Below are 17,771 nucleotides of genomic sequence, written 5' to 3'. Positions count from 1 at the left end.
TTCATCAATATTCTAAATTATTTTTCTAATATTATTGTAGTATACAAGAGCTAAACTGGCAACGAAGGACAAAGGACGTTCTCCCTTTTCAAATAAAGCCAAAAAACGCTGCAGCTTGATTAAACTGCAGCGCCTTTCGTTCTTCTTAATACACAGATGTATTTTCTTTTGATGTGTTCTCAAGTATCTCTTTAACCCTCTGCAGAAACCGTCCGCACACAAGGCCATCAAGGACACGGTGGTCCAGCGACATACAAAGGTTGACCATATCCCGGACTGCGATCATGCCATTGTTCATGACGACCGGGCGCTTAACAATCGATTCAACCTGCAGGATTGCAGCCTGAGGATAGTTGATGATGCCCATTGACTGGACAGACCCAAATGAGCCGGTATTATTGACTGTGAATGTGCCGCCCTGCATTTCTGCTGAAGTCAGCTTGCCGCTCCGCACTTTGCCGGCAAGCTCTGCGATTTCACGGCCGATGCCTTTGATCGTTTTTTCATCAGCATGCTTGATTACTGGCACAAAAAGCGCATCGTCTGTTGCGACTGCAATGGAGATATTAATATCTTTTTTCTGGATGATCTTGTCCCCTGCCCACATTGAATTAATCTGCGGATATTCCTTAAGGGCCTGGGCTACTGCTTTGACAAAGAATGCAAAGAAAGTCAGGTTGAATCCTTCCTTTGTTTTGAATTCATTTTTGATGGAGTTGCGGTAGTCGACAAGATTCGTAACATCCACTTCCATCATTGTCCACGCATGCGGTGCTTCATGCTTGCTTCGGAGCATATTTGCGGCAATTGCCTTACGGACACCTGTTACCGGAATTTCTATATCACCAGGCATGACTGGAACATTCGGCGCAGCAGCTGGCTGCTTTGCTGCCGGCTCAGCTTGAACCTGAGTCTGTGCAGCAGGCTCTTGTGCCTTCTGTGAGGCTGCCGGCTCTTCCTGCCTTGCCTCAGCCTGAGGAATATCCCCTGAATCAATCAGCTTCTGGAGATCCTTCCTTGTAATGCGGCCTCCTGCACCTGTTCCGTTCACCAGGTTCAGGTCGATGCCGTGCTCTTGGGAGAGCTTTAGCACTGCAGGCGAATATCTTGCCTTGGATGGACTGCTTTCTTCCAGCTTTGTTTCTGAAGATGCCGCTTTTTCTTCTGTCTTGAAATTCTCTTTTCCAGCTGCCTCGTCAGTATTCCCGCCTTCAACCTCAATCGTCAGGATCACTTCACCCACTGCAAGTGTGTCTCCCTCCCCGGCAATCAGTTCTTTTATTACACCGGTAAAAGAAGATGGGACTTCTGCATTCACTTTATCTGTCATGACCTCAGCTAAAGGGTCGTATTTATTTACTGTATCGCCGACAGAAACAAGCCACTTGGAGATGGTGCCCTCTGTCACACTCTCACCAAGCTGCGGCATTTTTATTTGTTCAATAGCCAATTGGCATACCCTCCATTGCTATAGATATTTTATGGGCGGCGCTGCTAAGGCAGCGCCCTCCGCTTTTCTTCCTGTCCAGCTCCGGCTCCTAGGTGCTCGAGTCATAACCCAATCAGGCCAGAAGGTTAAAGAACAACCTTCCGACCTGCTCGTCTTATGCTTGTCGCACCTGAACAGTCGCCTCCGCTTTTCTTAGTACTCAGCGAGTTCTCTCATGGCTTTTTCTACTTTGTCAGGGTTGACCATGAAGTATTTTTCCATCGTTGGCGCATATGGCATTGCCGGGATATCAGGCCCTGCAAGGCGCTTGATTGGCGCGTCAAGTTCAAACAGGCAGTTTTCGGCGATAATGGCAGACACTTCGCTCATAATGCTTCCTTCTAAATTATCTTCTGTAAGGAGAAGCACTTTTCCTGTTTTGGAAGCAGCTTCAATGATTGCTTCCTTATCAAGCGGATAAACAGTCCTCAAATCAAGGATATGTGCAGAAATGCCATCCTTCGCAAGTCTCTCTGCAGCCTGGAGGGCAAAGTGAACACAAAGGCCATAAGTGATGACTGTGATGTCTTCGCCTTCCCTCTTCACATCTGCCTTGCCGATTGGAAGCACATAATCATCATCTGGGACTTCGCCCTTGATCAGGCGGTATGCCCGCTTATGCTCGAAGAACAGGACCGGATCTTCATCCCGGATAGCTGCCTTCAGCAGCCCTTTTACATCATAAGGAGTAGAAGGCATGACAATCTTCAGTCCTGGCTGATTGGCAAATACGGCTTCAACTGACTGGGAATGGTAAAGGGCACCATGGACTCCCCCGCCGTATGGGGCACGGATGACCATCGGGCAGTTCCAGTCATTGTTTGAACGGTAGCGGATCTTGGCAGCTTCCGAAATGATCTGGTTAACGGCAGGCATGATGAAATCGGCAAATTGCATTTCTGCAATCGGGCGCATTCCGTACATCGCTGCACCAATTCCAACACCCGCGATGGCAGATTCAGCAAGCGGGGTATCGATTACGCGTTCCTCGCCAAATTTTTCATACAGGCCTTGAGTCGCTTTAAATACTCCGCCTTTTTTCCCAACGTCTTCCCCTAGAACAAATACTTTTGAATCTCTTTCCATTTCTTCGCGGATTGCCATAGTTACGGCATCAATATAAGAAATTACAGCCATTTTCTTTCCCCCTTACTTCTCAGCATAGACATATTTCATCGCATGTTCCGGATCAGCATACGGTGCGTTTTCTGCATATTCAGTTGCTTCATTAACCAGTTTCATCACCCGGTCATTGATTTCTTTTTCCAGCTCATCATTCATGAGGCCTGTTTCCTTCAGATAAGCGCCAAAAGTGATGATCGGATCCTTTGTCTTTGCTTCAGCCACTTCATCCGGTGCACGGTAGCTGCGGTCATCATCGTCTGATGAGTGCGGTGTCAGCCTGTATGATACTGTTTCAACAAGTGTAGGACCTTCTCCGCGGCGGCCGCGGTCAGCAGCTTCCTTCACAGCCTTGTATACTTCAAGCGGGTCATTGCCGTCAACAGTCACGCCAGGCATCCCATAGCCGACAGCACGGTCGGCAACATTTTCGCATGCCAGCTGTTTTTCAATCGGGACGGAAATGGCATATTTGTTATTTTCACACATGAAAATGACAGGGAGCTTATGGACCCCTGCAAAGTTTGCACCTTCATGGAAGTCACCCTGATTGGAGGATCCTTCTCCAAAGGTAGTGAAGGTTACAAGGTCCTTTCCTTCCATCTTTCCTGCAAGGGCAATTCCTACAGCATGAGGAACCTGTGTTGTAACTGGGGATGAGCCCGTTACGATTCTGTTTCTCTTCTGCCCAAAGTGGCCCGGCATCTGACGGCCTCCTGAGTTCGGATCTTCAGCCTTTGCAAAACCTGACAGCATCAGCTCTGTTGCCGTCATCCCGAATGTAAGCACTACGCCCATATCGCGATAGTATGGCAGTACATAATCCTTATCAGTGTCAAGGGCGAAAGCAGCGCCTACCTGTGCTGCCTCCTGCCCCTGGCAGGATATAACGAAGGGGATTTTGCCTGCACGATTTAAAAGCCACATCCGCTCATCAATCCGGCGGGCAAGCAGCATGGTCTCATACATTTCCAATACCTTATCATCGCTTAGCCCTAAATCTTTATGACGATTTTCAGCCATTTGTTTGCCTCCTCAAAATTCAATATGTAGCAGGAGCGCGAGACTCCTTTTTGCTGTTAATGATCTTATAAAATCAGATATAAGCGGGCAAATATCCTCCGCTTTTCTTTCTGTCCAGCTCCGGCGGCTAGAGCCTCGAGTCATAAGCCACCCAAGAATTAAAGGCAAAGAACGCCTTTTATTCTTGGGCGTCTTATGCTTGTCGGCTCTGGGCAAGCCGCCTCCGCTTTTCTCTCTGTCCAGCTCCGGCGGCTAGAGCCTCGAGTCATAAGCCACCCAAGAATTGAAGGCAAAGAACGCCTTTTATCCTTGGGCGTCTTATGCTTGCCGGCTCTGTGCAAGCCGCCTCCGCTTTTCTCTCTGTCCAGCTCCGGCTCCTAGGCGCTCGAGTCATAAGCCAATCAGGCCAAAAGGTTAAAGAACAACCTTCCGTCCTGCTCGTCTTATGCTTGAGGCCCACAGGATGTGGGTCATGCAGACGTTGCCACAGGACGTGGCGCTCTTAGTCTGCGTTCCTTTATTGAACAGTCGCCTCCGCATTTCTAGCCATGTATAGCTTTGCCGTCTACTGCGAGGGCTGCTTCTCCGATGGCTTCGGAAAGGGTTGGGTGCGGATGGATGGTGTGAGCTACTTCCCATGGTGTAGCATCCAGCACCTTTGCCAGTCCGGCCTCGGAAATCATATCTGTTACATGAGGGCCGATCATATGGACACCAAGGATATCATCTGTTTCTTTATCAGCGACAATTTTGACGAAACCGTCCGATTCCCCGAACACAAGGGCTTTGCCGATAGCACGGAAGGAGAATTTGCCTGTCTTTACATCATGGCCCTTTTCCTTTGCTTCATCCTCTGTCAGCCCCACACTCGCAGCTTCAGGTGAGCTGTATATGCATTTGGATATCAGGCTGTAATCCAGCGGTGAAGGATTTTCATTTGCGATATGCTCCACTGCAGTGATTCCTTCATGGGAAGCCACATGGGCGAGCTGCAGTCCGCCGATGACATCGCCAATTGCGTAGATATGCGATTCTTTTGTCTGAAAATATTCATTGACCGAAATAAACCCTTTTTCAATCTGGATGTCGGTGTTTTCAAGACCGATGCCTTCCGTATTAGCCTGGCGGCCCACAGAAACGAGGAGCTTTTCAGCAGAGAATTCCTTCTTCTCGCCTTTAATTTCAGCAGAAATTTTCACTTCTTCACCTTTTTGGAGCGTTTCTGGAAGGACCTTGGCCCCAACAGCAAACTTAACGCCTTTTTTCTTCATCAGCCGCTGCATTTCCTTGGAGATCTCCCTATCTTCTGTTGGAATGATGCGGTCTGCATACTCGATGACTGTAACTTCTGATCCGAAATCGGAAAGCATGGAAGCCCACTCAATGCCAATTACTCCGCCGCCTACAATAATAATAGACTTTGGAATCTCGGTCATCTCGAGTGCTTCGTCAGATGTCATCACCTGGGTTCCATCTATTTCGAGTCCAGGGAGCGTCCGCGGGCGGGACCCCGTGGATACGATGACGTTTTTTGGGATCAGCATTTCATTCTCGCTGCCATTGTTCATTTCAACTGAAATGGTTCCCGGCATAGGAGAAAAAATGGATGGGCCCAGGATTCTGCCAAGACCTTCGAAGACATCGATTTTCCCTTGCTTCATCAGATGCTGGACACCTTTATGGAGCTGGTCAATAATCTTGTTTTTCCTTTCCTGCACCTTGCCGAAGTTGACCGAAACATCTCCTGTTAAAACGCCGAACTCTTCAGCATGGCGGGCGGTGGCATATACTTCTGCACTTCTAAGGAGCGCCTTGCTCGGGATGCATCCGTTATGGAGGCAAGTGCCCCCCAGTTTCCCTTTTTCGACAACTGCCGTCTTTAGGCCCAGCTGTGAAGCGCGGATGGCGGCTACATAGCCCCCTGTGCCTCCGCCGAGTATGACTAAGTCGTATTCTTGTGCCAATTCTATTCCTCCTAAACCGTTGCTTTATTTTTTTCCGAGCCGGGATAATTCTTTTCTGCTTCCTCGCCGCGCAGCACCCTCAGGGCTCCTTCTGCCAGTGCCTGAAGCTCGTTCTCACCAGGCTGCACAATGACATCCGCTATCCAATTGATCCGGCTGCTTATATCCTTGATGAATTCCTTCCCGTAGGCTAGTCCGCCTGTCAAAATAATGGCATCCACCCTGCCGGATAGGGCTGCACCTGCCGATCCAATCTCCTTGGCGACCTGATAGGCCATCGCGGAGTAGACCAGCTTAGCTTCTTCACTGCCCTTTTCAATCATTTTTTCGACCTCGACCGCATCGTTCGTCCCCAAATAACCGACAAGGCCGCCCTGGCCAACAAGCTTTTTCATGATTTCATCGCGATAGAAGTCCCCTGAAAAACAAAGGTCCACCAGATCTCCTGCCGGGACGGTGCCTGCCCTTTCCGGGCTGAATGGGCCATCTCCATGAAGCCCGTTGTTCACATCAGCGACTTTTCCCATCTTATGGACGCCCACAGTGATCCCGCCGCCCATATGGGCAACGATCAGATTTAAATCTTCATATTTCCTGCCCAGCTTTTTAGCGACCCGTCTGGCTACCGCTTTCTGATTAAGGGCATGGAAGATGCTCTTTCTTTCGATCAGGGCAAATCCTGAAATCCTCGCAATATCTTCAAGCTCGTCCACTACGACAGGATCTACTATATAAGAAGGAATGTTAAGGCCTGACGCTATTTCGAAGGCAATGATCCCGCCGAGATTGGATGCGTGCTGGCCTGAATAGCCTTCCCTCAGATCGCGGAGCATCTCTTCATTTACCCCGTATGTGCCCCCCTCGATCGGCCGCAGAAGACCGCCGCGCCCGCAGACGGCATCAAGCTTGGAAATATTCATGCCTTCTTGGTCCAGTGCTTCGAGGATTGTCCTTTTCCTGAAGGCATATTGATCGATGATTTTTTCAAATGAATTGATTTCCCCGGAATCATGGCGGATCGTCTTTTCAAAAATGGATATATCATTATCGAATACTCCGATTTTCGTGGAAGTTGAACCTGGGTTGATTACGAGAATTCGATGGTTGTGTACCTGCAAGATTAAACCTCCAATTCAGATTGTCTCTTTCTATCATTATAGCCGCTGGATATGCTGCTATATCATTAAAATCAAAGAGGCTGAATAAATTATTCAGCGCTCTTGTTGTCCTTTTTCAGCAGTCCCCGGGTTAGCGCCTGCTAAGGATGTGGTGCCCGTTCTGAAGAAATTGGCTCCGTGAATTACGCATTCTTTCAATTCTTTCCTCAGCCATACGGTCAGCGGCCTTATAAGTAGGAATAGCGTCTCTTTTGGCGATTTCAATTACTTTTTCAATATTGTTGTAAATGGTCTCAACTTTTTTCATAGCCCTGTCGCGGTTATACCCGTACAGCTCGTCAGCTACATTGATGACCCCGCCGGCATTGATGACATAATCAGGGGCATAGACGATTCCCATTTCATGGATCAGATCACCGTGAGCAGTATCTTTCAGCTGGTTGTTGGCTGCACCGGCAATTACCTTGGCCTTCAGCTGAGGTATGGTTGAATCATTGATGACAGCTCCCAGGGCACATGGTGCATAGATGTCACATTCTACTCCGTAAATCTCATCCGGATTCACTGCCTTTGCACCAAACTCATCGACTGCGCGCTGAACTGCCTCTTTGTTGATATCAGTCACAATCAGACTTGCGCCTTCTTCATGCAGATGGCGGCAAAGATTGAATGCCACATTTCCTACTCCCTGCACGGCAATGACTTTCCCTTCCAGTGAATCGCTGCCGAAAGCTTCTTTTGCAGCTGCCTTCATTCCGCGATATACGCCGTATGCCGTGACCGGTGAAGGATTTCCGGAAGAACCGAAAGCCGGTGAAATGCCCGTGACATAATCTGTTTCCTCATGGATCATATCCATGTCTGCTACCGTTGTGCCTACATCCTCGGCAGTAATATAACGGCCGTTCAGCCCTTGGATATAGCGGCCGAACGCACGGAACAGCTCCTCATTCTTATCCTTGCGGGGATCTCCGATGATGACCGTTTTGCCTCCGCCCAGATTCAGGCCGGCTGCTGCATTCTTATAAGTCATCCCCCTGGCCAGGCGCAGGGCATCTTCAATTGCCGCCTCTTCAGACTCATACGTCCACATGCGCGTACCGCCGAGAGCCGGTCCAAGAGTTGTATCATGGATGGCGATGATTGCCTTCAGTCCTGATTGTTTATCCTGACAGAATACAAGCTGCTCATAATCATAAGTCTCCATATATTTGAATAGTTCCATTTTAATATTCCTCCCCTGTTTTTCAAAAAAATTAAGATGATGCAGAGCAAAGGGCCAAAGCGAGTGAGTTCAGCTTGCTATCTGCCGAATCAGCCCGTGATGTCAGGACGATCGGCGCTTTGGCGCCTGCAATGACTGCCCCGACCTTTGCACCTGCGAAATACATAAGCGATTTATATAAAGCATTGCCTGTCTCAATAGCAGGGACAAGCAGTATATCTGCATTTCCTGCAACTTCGCTGCTGATTCCTTTATGCTCGGCTGCCGCTGGCGAGATTGCATTATCCAGTGCAAGCGGGCCGTCAACAATGCAGTTTCTGATCTGGCCCCTTTTATTCATCATGGCCAGAGCGGCAGCATCCAAAGTTGCCTGCATAGAAGGATTGACCGTTTCAACGGCAGCAATCGGAGCCACCTTTGGATTGTCGATGCCTATGCTTCTCGCAATCTTGACTGTATTATTAATGATTTGCTCTTTCTGCTTCAAATCCGGCGCAATATTCATGGCTGCATCCGTAATGATGATGAGCCTGTCGTAGCCAGGCACTTCAAAAACAGCTGCATGGGAAAGGACACTGCCCGTTCTAAGCCCATAATCTTTATTAAGCACTGCTTTTAATATGATCGAAGTTGAAAGATTGCCTTTCATCAGCACACTGGCTTCTTTTTGGCTTACTGCCCTTACAGCCATTTCAGCTGCTGCTTCTGCTGTTCGTGCATGGATAACTTCTATCCTTCCACCCGCAGCCGCAAGATTTCTATTATAGATCAGTTCTTCAATTGCTTCTCCGTCGCCGAATAATTTAAAATGAGCCAAATTGCGCTTGGCCGCTTCCGCTACTGCGTCCATTACTTCATGGTCTTCTGCTGCGGCAACTGCGACTGTCTGTTTTCTGTTTCCTGCTGCTTTTTCTATGAGCGAGCTCAACCTCAATTTGTTTTCAACCCCTTTAATCAAATGCTGCGACACCAATATTATACTATGCAAGAAATGTGCCAGCCTACATTTACTGAAAACGCTTTATTCATCCCACTAAAGAACCTGCAGAATTTTTCACGCTATGAAAATTATTGCACGCCATTATTTGCAAGGTTATATTTTTCAAGCTTATAATACAAATTCCGGACAGACAATCCCAGGCTTTTGGCAGCTGCCGTTTTATTGCCATTATGCTTATCCAGGGCCCTTTTAATCATGGAGGCTTCAAAGTTTTCGACAAGCTCGGCAAGCGGGGCGTCATTCCCGCCATATTCTTCCGGAACTGAACTTGCTGGCGTTTCACCCTTATGCTGCTTCAAAATCATTTCAGGAAGATGCCTTACTTCAATTTCCGTTTCATTATAGCCCATAAAAATAATGGCGCGCCCCAGAATATTATCCAGTTCCCTTACATTGCCCGGCCAGTCATAGGACATAAGTGCTGATATAGCCTCTTCCGAAGCCTTATCGACATTGCGCCCATATTCCTGATTGATCTTCTGGATCAGCCTGCTGCAGAGCTGTGGAATATCCTGCTTTCTATTCCTTAAAGGAGGAATATGTATCGGCATCCTGTTTATCCGGTAATATAAATCCTCACGGAAAGTGCCGGCAGCAATCCCCTTTTCCAGATTTACATTGGTCGCAGCAATGATCCTTACATTTATCGGAATCGGCTTAGTGCCGCCAACTCTTGTGATCTCATTCTCCTGCAGCACCCTTAGCAGCTTGGCCTGTGTATTGGCTGTCATTTCGCCAATTTCATCGAGGAAAATGCTGCCGTTATGGGCCTCTTCAAACAGGCCGCGCTTCCCTCCCCGTTTGGCGCCGGAAAAGGCGCCCTCCTCGTAGCCAAAAAGCTCGCTTTCCAGCAGGGTTTCCGACAAGGCCGCACAATTGACCCTTATAAATTTATTGTATTTTCTCCCGCTAGCATTGTGGATGGCATGGGCAAACAATTCCTTGCCCGTTCCGGACTCTCCCCTGAGAAGAATGGTTGCCGGCGTTTTAGCCCCCAGCTTTGCCTGCTCAATCGCCAATGTCATTTCTTCGGATGTGCCGATAATATCCTCAAAAGAATATTTTGCTTCAAGCGTACGGATAATTTGCCGTGCCCTAGTAAGTTCCCTGTTCAGGCTTTTGATTTCTGACATATCATGGATGACACCTACGCTGCCCTTCAGCTTGCCGTCCACAATTACCGGAGCGACATTGACAACCACTTCCTTTTTGCCGGGGCCGACTCTCATCGCCGCCCCCCTTACTGCCCTTCTCGACTGAAGGACCTTCATATGTACACTTTCTCCTTCAGAAATATCTGCCGTTGCCGGCTGTCCGATTACCTGCTCCTCTGTCAGTCCAGTGATCCTTGTATAAGCCGGATTGATCAGCAGCCCCTTTCCATTTTCATCCACCACCGAAATCGCTTCATCGCTTGATTGGATGATAGCCTGGAGCATGGTTTGTATTTCTTTCAGGTTTGTGATTTCTTCGGCGAGATTGACTACTTCGGTAATATCCTTAAAAACAGAGAACGCACCGATCAGCTCTCCCTTTTCCCCAATCATCGGTATCCTGGTCGTTATGATTTCCAGTCCATTCGCAAGCACAAGCTCCTGATTCAGCTCTGTCCTTTTCGTTTCCAGTACCCTCGGAAGGCAGCTGCCTGGTATCACATCAAGTACGTGTTTTCCGATTGCCTTTCCGCCTGGGATGCCTGTCATCCTTTCGGCGCTTCGATTAAAGAGGATGATCCGGCCTTCTCCATTGACAACGACCATTCCATCGTCCGTAGAATTGAAAATCAGGTCATGCTTATATGTTTCATTTTTGAATTCCTCAATAAGCTCTTCTTTTTCCTCAAGCAGCTTGCTGATAAGAAAGGCTACACTTCCGGGAATAAGCACTGTATTTTTCGACCGTGCTTCCCTGAGATCGATAAAAACCTTCTCTTCACCCGTCACTTCAATGATGATATCTGGATCTTCTTTTATGTATTCTCTCCAATCGGGACCGGTCCGAATCCCTTCCAGGCGTGCAAGCTGGATTCCCGGAGCATTGTCATTGATATCGACAACTGCCGATACATCAAGGACCGCCGTTTCTCTCAGGAGCCGCAAAATGGCCGTTCCGCCTTTTCCGGCACCGACTATCATAACTGTCTGCATGGCTATCCCTCTCTTAGTACGAAGATTTTTTCACTGATAGTCTGCAAGATCTTTCAATACTATTGTAATAATTTTCTCCATGCTTGACAAATTTCTTCTATAATTTATCATTACCGATGAAGAGACTTTTTTAAATAAGGGGCAAAATATGATAAGAATCGCTGCATTAGTTGTTTTATTGATACCCGGCTTTATTGCTGCCATTGGTGTTAAACTGATGAGGGATATGGTATTTGGCATTCTCCAAAGCCCTTTCCCCTATTTATGGCTTCAATTCCTGGCCGGCCTGCTTTTCTTTTTGCTGGGGCTGGGGTTTGTCGCCGGCTTCATACTGTACCGCGACCGAAAAAGGAATAAGGTGCAGGACCGTTTTAGAAGAGAGAGGATCCAGGCTAAAAAGGCTGATTGATTATTTACACAGGCAACCCGGGAGCACAGAATATTTCATTCCCGTTATATAAAGAACAGCACCCCGTTCGCTGCCGGGGTGCTGTTCTTTGCAGATAAGTATTATTATTGGAAATTTATCATTTGCTGCTGATATTCAGAAAGGAGGGACGGAGATGAAGCCATTGCAGATTTCCCCCGAAACGGCAATCAAGCTTGCCGAGAAGCTCAATGTTCCACTAGAGCAAATCATGCACATGCCCCAGCATATTTTAATACAGAAGATGATGGAACTTGAAAAAAAGAATTGATTGAGGACTATTCGAAATGCATGCTGTTCCTGACAGCATAGAAGGTGCCCCTGACTGAAGTATCCAGCTTTCTTGATTGGCTTTTAATCTGGAGCTGTGTTTCCGGATATGCGACCTGCAGGATGGATACTTCCCCTTCACCCTTCGTCTCAAGCAGGCCCGTCAATATCTTCCTTTGATGGTCAAGTACGGCGATTTCCTCCATCTGCCTCTCAAACAGGCTTAATGTCTGTTCATACTGCTTCTGCTGCTTGTCGCTCAGCTGATTTATGTATTGTTCGAAGATTTCAAGCTGCTTTTTGCCTTTTTCCATTTCAGCGGCCCTTTTTCTGTATGCAAGAAGGAGTGTCTCAAGCTCTTCGTTGACTGTATTTCTGTCAAATCCTTCAATCTGTATAATCGTTTTCCTTTCCAGCCTGTTTCCGATGATGCCGGCCTGCACCCTTCCTTTAGCCTCTATCAGGCCTCCTATCAGCTTTCCTTTTCTTTCATCCGCAAAGATGTTTCTTCCTTTCAGGATTCCGCCGATCGAATAATAGCCGATATGAATATCACCGCCTGCTGTCAGGCTGCATTCATTAGAGTGCTTTATATAAATATTCTTTCCCGCCTTTATCATGCCGGATCCCTGGCCGAACGCGCCTCCTTTAATGAAAATATCCCCTTTTTCCGAAACGATTTCTTTAAACCCGCTGATGCCGAGTTCTCCTAAAATAGAAATGTCAAGAGAAGCATTGACGCAGTAGCCCGGCTTGACAATACCCCTGACTGTAATGCTTCCATCAAATTCGATATTGCCTGTTTCAGGGCCTGCATCGCCTTCTATGACTAGATGGCGGCCTACAGATACCTTGCCGCCCCGGAATGTGACAACACCGTCGCATAACGCCCTCAGCACCATTTTACCGTCCTCTTCACAAGCTTTTACCGTTTTTTTGTCATAAAGCAGTTTTTTATCTTTTCCTTTTAACGGAGGAACCGGATCTCCTGTCAGCGTTTCACCAAAAACCCCTTCTTCTGCAGGAATTTTCTCGCCGAGCCAATCCCCTTCCTGAACCTCATCAATGAAGTTCATATCATAATAATTCGCGGTGCCGTCTTCCCTTATGGCGGGCTTCCTTTCACTCTGCTCAAAATAGCAGATGACAGCATCGCTTCCATGCCGGGGAGGAAGGCCCTTTGCAATGACAGCTTCCTTTTGCACAGGGACGCTTCTCAGCACATCCTCCTCAATCGCATGTTCCACCCCGAGTTCCTGAAGCTGTAAGGCTATTCGATCGGCTATAGTCTTAAATTCTGCATTGAAATAAGCTTCCGTGCAGTTCAGCCGGAGCTTTGCTTCCATCATGTCCTTGCTAAGGCTTACAGCTGCCAGGGGTTTCAGTTCGCCAATAAGCTTCCTTCCTGAATCGGCCAGTTCAAGCGCCTCTTTCAGTACCATAAATTTTGTAATTGAAATTCTCGGAAAATTTAACAGTTCTTTTTCCAGACTTTTTAAAGAATAGCCTTTTCTGAGAACAGTTATATAAACTTCATCTTCTTCACATTCAATTCTTAGCGACTCATCAGAAAATATCTCCATAGGACTTTTCCCTTTCCAGCAGGCATTTGTATTCATTATAGCGGAAAAATAGGCATTTTGGCAGGTTCCTTCATAAACTAACAGAATATTTGCCATTATCCTGTCCTTTTAGCCAAAATAAAAAGCACCCCAGAATGGAATGCTCTCCTTTAAAAGTATATGATTTCATTTTTAAGGCCTTCTTTCAGGCAGTCGCGGCATAAATTAAAAAAACCTTAAAAATGCCTAGCCCTTTCAAGAAGCTTTATGCTCCAGGCGCAGTTTATCAGCAACCATCGCGATGAATTCCGAGTTAGTGGGCTTGGCTTTTGTCATGCTTACAGTGTAGCCGAAAAGAGAAGAGATGGAATCGATATTCCCCCTGCTCCATGCTACCTCGATCGCATGGCGGATTGCCCTTTCCACCCTGCTGGCAGTGGTATTATACTTTTTGGCGATATCCGGGTAAAGAACCTTTGTAATGGATCCGAGCAGTTCAATATCGTTATAGACCATGGATATTGCTTCGCGCAAGTATAAATAACCTTTAATGTGGGCAGGCACACCAATTTCATGAATGATGCTTGTGATGCTTGCATCAAGATTTTTAGGCTTGGATTCTTGGCTTCTGTAGGCGGATGACTGGGACTTGCGGATGACCGGGTTGGACTTGCCGCTTACCTGGCGGATATGGCCGGCGAGATTCTCCATATCAAATGGTTTGAGGATGAAATAGGAAGCCCCAAGATCCACCGCTTTTTTCGTAACATCCTCCTGGCCGAAAGCTGTAAGCATGATGACATTCGGCATCGATGATCTCCGTGATTCACGCAGCTTTTCAAGCACTCCAAGCCCATCCAGATGCGGCATGATTATATCAAGGACTAGAACGTCCGGTTCAGTTTCTTCCAGTACCTCCAGGCATTCCTGGCCATTATGGGCCACCCCGCTCACTTCCATATCATCCTGGGATGCGATATATTCCTCCAGAAGCCCGACAAGCTCGCGATTGTCATCCACGATACATACTTTTATTTTTCTCACGTATTGTTTCCTCCTCAAATCCATTTGTGGTCTCTTTTTCTATCTAGTTCTATTCTAAATGACAAATTCGACAATGCAAACGAAATTCCTTTTGTTTTTTGAATTTTTCTTAAAAACCTGATAAAACCTTTATTTTTCTTCTGTTTTCTTCCTCATTCGACTTTATTCGCATATACATTGATCATTTGGCTGGTTTTTGTCGATTTTTCTTTAGAGCTCACAAAAGAAAAAAGAAGGCCCCGTGCACGCCTTCTTCCTCCACACATTTCAGCTTGCTTTTTCTTCGCTTTTTTCATAAATATCTATTCCTGCTTCATTGAGCATCCACTCGATATGGACTCCGTACCCGCTGGTAGGATCATTCACGAATACGTGCGTGACTGCCCCGACAACCTTTTCGTTCTGAATGATCGGGCTCCCGCTCATCCCCTGAACAATACCGCCTGTTTTATCCAGCAGTTCAGGATCTGTCACTTTGATGACCATCCCTTTTGTTGCAGGGAACTTCTGTGGTATAGTGCTGACAATTTCAATATCAAACAGGTCTACCTCGTCATCATCTACAACTGTAAGAATCTGGGCCGGCCCCTCTTTCACCTGATGCGAAAGCGCTATAGGCATCGGCTTGTCAAGCACGCCGTTTTTCATGCCCCTGTTCAGTTCGCCAAAAATGCCAAAGGGACTGTTTCTTTTAATATTCCCAATAACCTTTTTATCTGAAGAAAATCTTGCGAGCTTTTCGCCCGGATTCCCGTTGCTTCCTTTTTCAATGGATGTAACAGTCGAACGGACAATTTGTCCATCATCGACCACGATCGGTTTTTTTGTATCCATATCACTTATAACATGGCCGAGGGCCCCGTACTTCATAGAACCTGGATGATAAAAGGTCATGGTGCCGATTCCGGCTGCAGAATCCCTAATATACAGGCCCAGTTTAAAATTATTTTCCGCCTTATCTTTAAGGGGTGTCAGTTCGGTGCTGATTTTGCCATTTTCCCTTGTAAGTGTGATCTTCATTGCCTTGCCCGTCTGTCCGGCTTCCTGGACAAAGGGTGCCACATCGGACATCTTCTCAATATTTTGTCCGTTTATCTGCGTGATGATATCTCCTACTTTAATCCCTGCGGTTTCGCCGGGGGAAGCTTTGCCGTCTTTTGCATCCACAAGGTGATGGCCGACTACCAGCACCCCGACCGTATTCAGTTTAACCCCGATTGACTGGCCTCCGGGAATGACCTTAAAATCCCTCAATACATTCACATCAACTTTTTTAACTGGAAATCCTGCCAGTTCAAGCAGCATTTCGTCTTTTCCAATTTTCTTTCCCTTTACGGCAACCTCGCTTCCCTCCTGCTTGAGAGCTGCCGCCGCTTCTGTTTTCATTGTTGCAGACACAGGTGCCGCCTTGCTGAAATTGTATGTTTCACCTTCAAATAGGGTAATCTCTTTGGGAATGCTGATATATTCTTGAAAGGGTTTGGAAAACCCTGCTGCAATTAATGAAACAAGGAGAATTCCACCAATTATTCTTCTTAGTAGCTCTAAATTCAAAACCTTCACTCTCCTCGCTTCTAGTCCACACGTCAAATGGCTACATCTTTAATTTTGCCTCCTTAGTGAGAACTTATAACCTTTGGCCATATAAAAAAAGCTACCCTCTTTGGATAGCTTTTCAAGTTATTTTTATTTGCTGGGCAAGCTGGAGCAATTCCTTAGCATGCTCTTTCGTCAAATCAGTGATTTCCACCCCGGATATCATCCGGCCGATTTCCTTGATTTTATCCTCGGAATTGAGCGGTTTCACTGTTGTTTTAGTTCTTCCATCACGCGTAGACTTTGCGATGAACAGATGTGTATCTGCCATTGCAGCAACCTGTGGAAGGTGGGAAATACAGAGAACCTGTGAATCCCTTGAAACATGGTGAATCTTCTCAGCGATTGCCTGTGCGACGCGTCCGCTGACCCCTGTGTCAACCTCATCAAAGATAATCGATGTGACCCCCTGATGCTTCGAGAAGATGCTTTTCAAAGCCAGCATGATTCTGGACAGCTCACCGCCCGAGGCGACTTTGGAAAGGGGCTTGAGCGGTTCGCCCGGATTGGTGGATATATAAAATTCTATCTTGTCAGCACCGTTGCGATGGTAGCCCCGGCTGGACAATTCCTCAAATTTCACTTCGAACACCGTTTTCGACATATACAGCTCTTTCAGTTCCTTATGGATGAGAGAGGTCAGCTTTTTGGCGCTCTTTCTCCGAAGCCTGCTTAATTGCTCGGCTTCAAGGCTTAAATCCTTCTGAAGGGAAGAAAGCTCCTTTTGAAGCTGATCAATATGTGTTTCCTTATTCTGCAATGTCTCAATTTCTTCTTCTATCCCTGATGCATATTCAAGGATTTCCTCGATTGTCTTGCCGTATTTCCTTTTGAGCTGATTGATTTCTGTCAGCCTTTCTTCAATCTCATTCAGCCTGGCAGGATCATATTCAAGAAAATCAAGCTTGCTCCTCAGACTGCTTGAAACATCCTCAAGCATATAAAAACTGTTGGATACAGCATCTGCCATTTCCTTATATTCAGGATCCAGTTCAGCTGCTTCCTGCAGATGGCCCATAACAAGGCCGATCCAGTCCAGCCCCTTTTGCTCCCCTTGAAGAGCAGTATAGCCAGCCTGCATGCTGTCATAAATCCTTTCGAAGTTCCCCAGCTTCGTTTTTTCTTCATAAAGCTCTTCGTCTTCGTTGATTTTCAGCCCGGCTCCCTCAATTTCCTCCAGCTGAAATTGAATCAAATCAAGCCTGTGGGCCATCTGCTGTTCGTTCTCACTCAAATTCTTGAGCTTTTTGGCTGTTTGTTCATAAGATTGGAATACTTCCCGGTATTCATGCAGGGCCGGCATGATTTCCTCAGAGCCAAACTGGTCAAGCAAAGATAAATGCAGGGTTTCATCCATCAATTCCTGGTGCTCATGCTGTCCATGGATGTCGATGATAGTAGATCCGATTTCCCGGAGTGCAGAAATGGTCACCAGCTTTCCATTGACCCGGCATACACTCTTGCCTGTCCGTGAGATATCCCGGCGAAGGACCACCATCCCGTCCTCGATGTCAATCCCAAATTCCCTTGATTTTTTATAACAGGGATGATCCTGGCCGTCTATTTGGAAAAGACCCTCGATCTCAGCTTTCTGCTCGCCGTGCCGGACAAACTCCGAAGACCCCCGTCCGCCCACTAAAAGGTGGATGGCATCGATGATGATCGATTTGCCTGCGCCCGTTTCCCCAGTCAATACAGTTAAGCCCTTTTCAAATGAAACAGAAAGGGCTTCTATAATAGCGAAATTTTTAATGGATAATTCACTTAGCAAAGATTTTCACCCC

Annotated in this window: 14 protein-coding genes; 2 read left to right on the top strand and 12 right to left on the bottom strand. The window is 47.0% G+C overall.

All coding sequences use genetic code 11. The annotated features are described in order from the left end of the window. Positions 1-145: 145 nt before the first annotated feature. The 8 genes from RBB45_RS01660 to RBB45_RS01625 form a co-directional block, all read right to left on the bottom strand. Positions 146-1,450 carry a dihydrolipoamide acetyltransferase family protein gene (locus tag RBB45_RS01660; protein WP_094767095.1) on the bottom strand — a complete coding sequence of 435 codons (1,305 nt, stop codon included), beginning with the start codon at positions 1,448-1,450 and terminating at the stop codon, positions 146-148. Positions 1,451-1,642: 192 nt separating this feature from the next. Then, positions 1,643-2,626, bottom strand: coding sequence for an alpha-ketoacid dehydrogenase subunit beta (locus tag RBB45_RS01655; RefSeq protein WP_009794978.1), 984 nt, complete (start codon positions 2,624-2,626; stop codon positions 1,643-1,645). A 12-nt stretch (positions 2,627-2,638) separates the two neighbouring features. After that, on the bottom strand, positions 2,639-3,634 hold the full coding sequence (locus RBB45_RS01650) for a thiamine pyrophosphate-dependent dehydrogenase E1 component subunit alpha (protein WP_094767094.1): 996 nt from the start codon (positions 3,632-3,634) through the stop codon (positions 2,639-2,641). Positions 3,635-4,176: 542 nt separating this feature from the next. Further along, a complete protein-coding gene (gene lpdA / locus RBB45_RS01645; protein WP_009794976.1) occupies positions 4,177-5,598 on the bottom strand; it encodes a dihydrolipoyl dehydrogenase in 1,422 nt (473 codons plus the stop codon). Between the two features lie 11 nt (positions 5,599-5,609). Beyond that, complete coding sequence (gene buk / locus RBB45_RS01640; RefSeq protein ID WP_009794975.1) at positions 5,610-6,716, bottom strand: butyrate kinase; 1,107 nt, start codon at positions 6,714-6,716, stop codon at positions 5,610-5,612. 130 nt (positions 6,717-6,846) lie between these two features. Next, positions 6,847-7,941 carry a branched-chain amino acid dehydrogenase gene (gene bcd / locus RBB45_RS01635; RefSeq protein ID WP_022544175.1) on the bottom strand — a complete coding sequence of 365 codons (1,095 nt, stop codon included), beginning with the start codon at positions 7,939-7,941 and terminating at the stop codon, positions 6,847-6,849. Positions 7,942-7,972: 31 nt separating this feature from the next. Further along, positions 7,973-8,875 carry a phosphate butyryltransferase gene (yqiS, locus tag RBB45_RS01630; protein ID WP_035403056.1) on the bottom strand — a complete coding sequence of 301 codons (903 nt, stop codon included), beginning with the start codon at positions 8,873-8,875 and terminating at the stop codon, positions 7,973-7,975. Between the two features lie 134 nt (positions 8,876-9,009). Then, positions 9,010-11,088 carry a sigma-54-dependent Fis family transcriptional regulator gene (locus tag RBB45_RS01625; protein WP_306009033.1) on the bottom strand — a complete coding sequence of 693 codons (2,079 nt, stop codon included), beginning with the start codon at positions 11,086-11,088 and terminating at the stop codon, positions 9,010-9,012. 148 nt (positions 11,089-11,236) lie between these two features. Between RBB45_RS01625 and RBB45_RS01620 the strand changes: the two genes are divergently transcribed. Both RBB45_RS01620 and RBB45_RS01615 read left to right on the top strand, forming a co-directional pair. Next, complete coding sequence (locus RBB45_RS01620; protein WP_009794971.1) at positions 11,237-11,497, top strand: DUF2627 domain-containing protein; 261 nt, start codon at positions 11,237-11,239, stop codon at positions 11,495-11,497. A 154-nt stretch (positions 11,498-11,651) separates the two neighbouring features. Beyond that, a complete protein-coding gene (locus RBB45_RS01615) occupies positions 11,652-11,786 on the top strand; it encodes a YycC family protein (RefSeq protein WP_009794970.1) in 135 nt (44 codons plus the stop codon). Between the two features lie 7 nt (positions 11,787-11,793). Here the strand turns inward: RBB45_RS01615 and RBB45_RS01610 are convergent, their stop codons facing one another. The 4 genes from RBB45_RS01610 to recN all read right to left on the bottom strand — a co-directional run bounded on the left by RBB45_RS01610 (position 11,794) and on the right by recN (position 17,758). Beyond that, positions 11,794-13,368, bottom strand: a complete 1,575-nt coding sequence (locus RBB45_RS01610) for a flagellar assembly protein A (protein WP_240684000.1) — start codon at positions 13,366-13,368, stop codon at positions 11,794-11,796. Positions 13,369-13,602: 234 nt separating this feature from the next. Further along, positions 13,603-14,391, bottom strand: a complete 789-nt coding sequence (gene spo0A / locus RBB45_RS01605; protein ID WP_009794968.1) for a sporulation transcription factor Spo0A — start codon at positions 14,389-14,391, stop codon at positions 13,603-13,605. Positions 14,392-14,658: 267 nt separating this feature from the next. After that, complete coding sequence (gene spoIVB / locus RBB45_RS01600) at positions 14,659-15,954, bottom strand: SpoIVB peptidase (RefSeq protein WP_371931540.1); 1,296 nt, start codon at positions 15,952-15,954, stop codon at positions 14,659-14,661. A 112-nt stretch (positions 15,955-16,066) separates the two neighbouring features. Next, positions 16,067-17,758, bottom strand: a complete 1,692-nt coding sequence (gene recN / locus RBB45_RS01595) for a DNA repair protein RecN (RefSeq protein WP_009794965.1) — start codon at positions 17,756-17,758, stop codon at positions 16,067-16,069. Positions 17,759-17,771 lie beyond the last annotated feature (13 nt).

The organism is Bacillus sp. MMSF_3328 (assembly GCF_030733525.1).
Classification (GTDB): Bacteria; Bacillota; Bacilli; order Bacillales; family Cytobacillaceae; genus Bacillus_AB; species Bacillus_AB infantis.
Note: the sequence above shows the minus strand (reverse complement) of the source record. Positions and strands in the feature narration are given on the sequence as shown.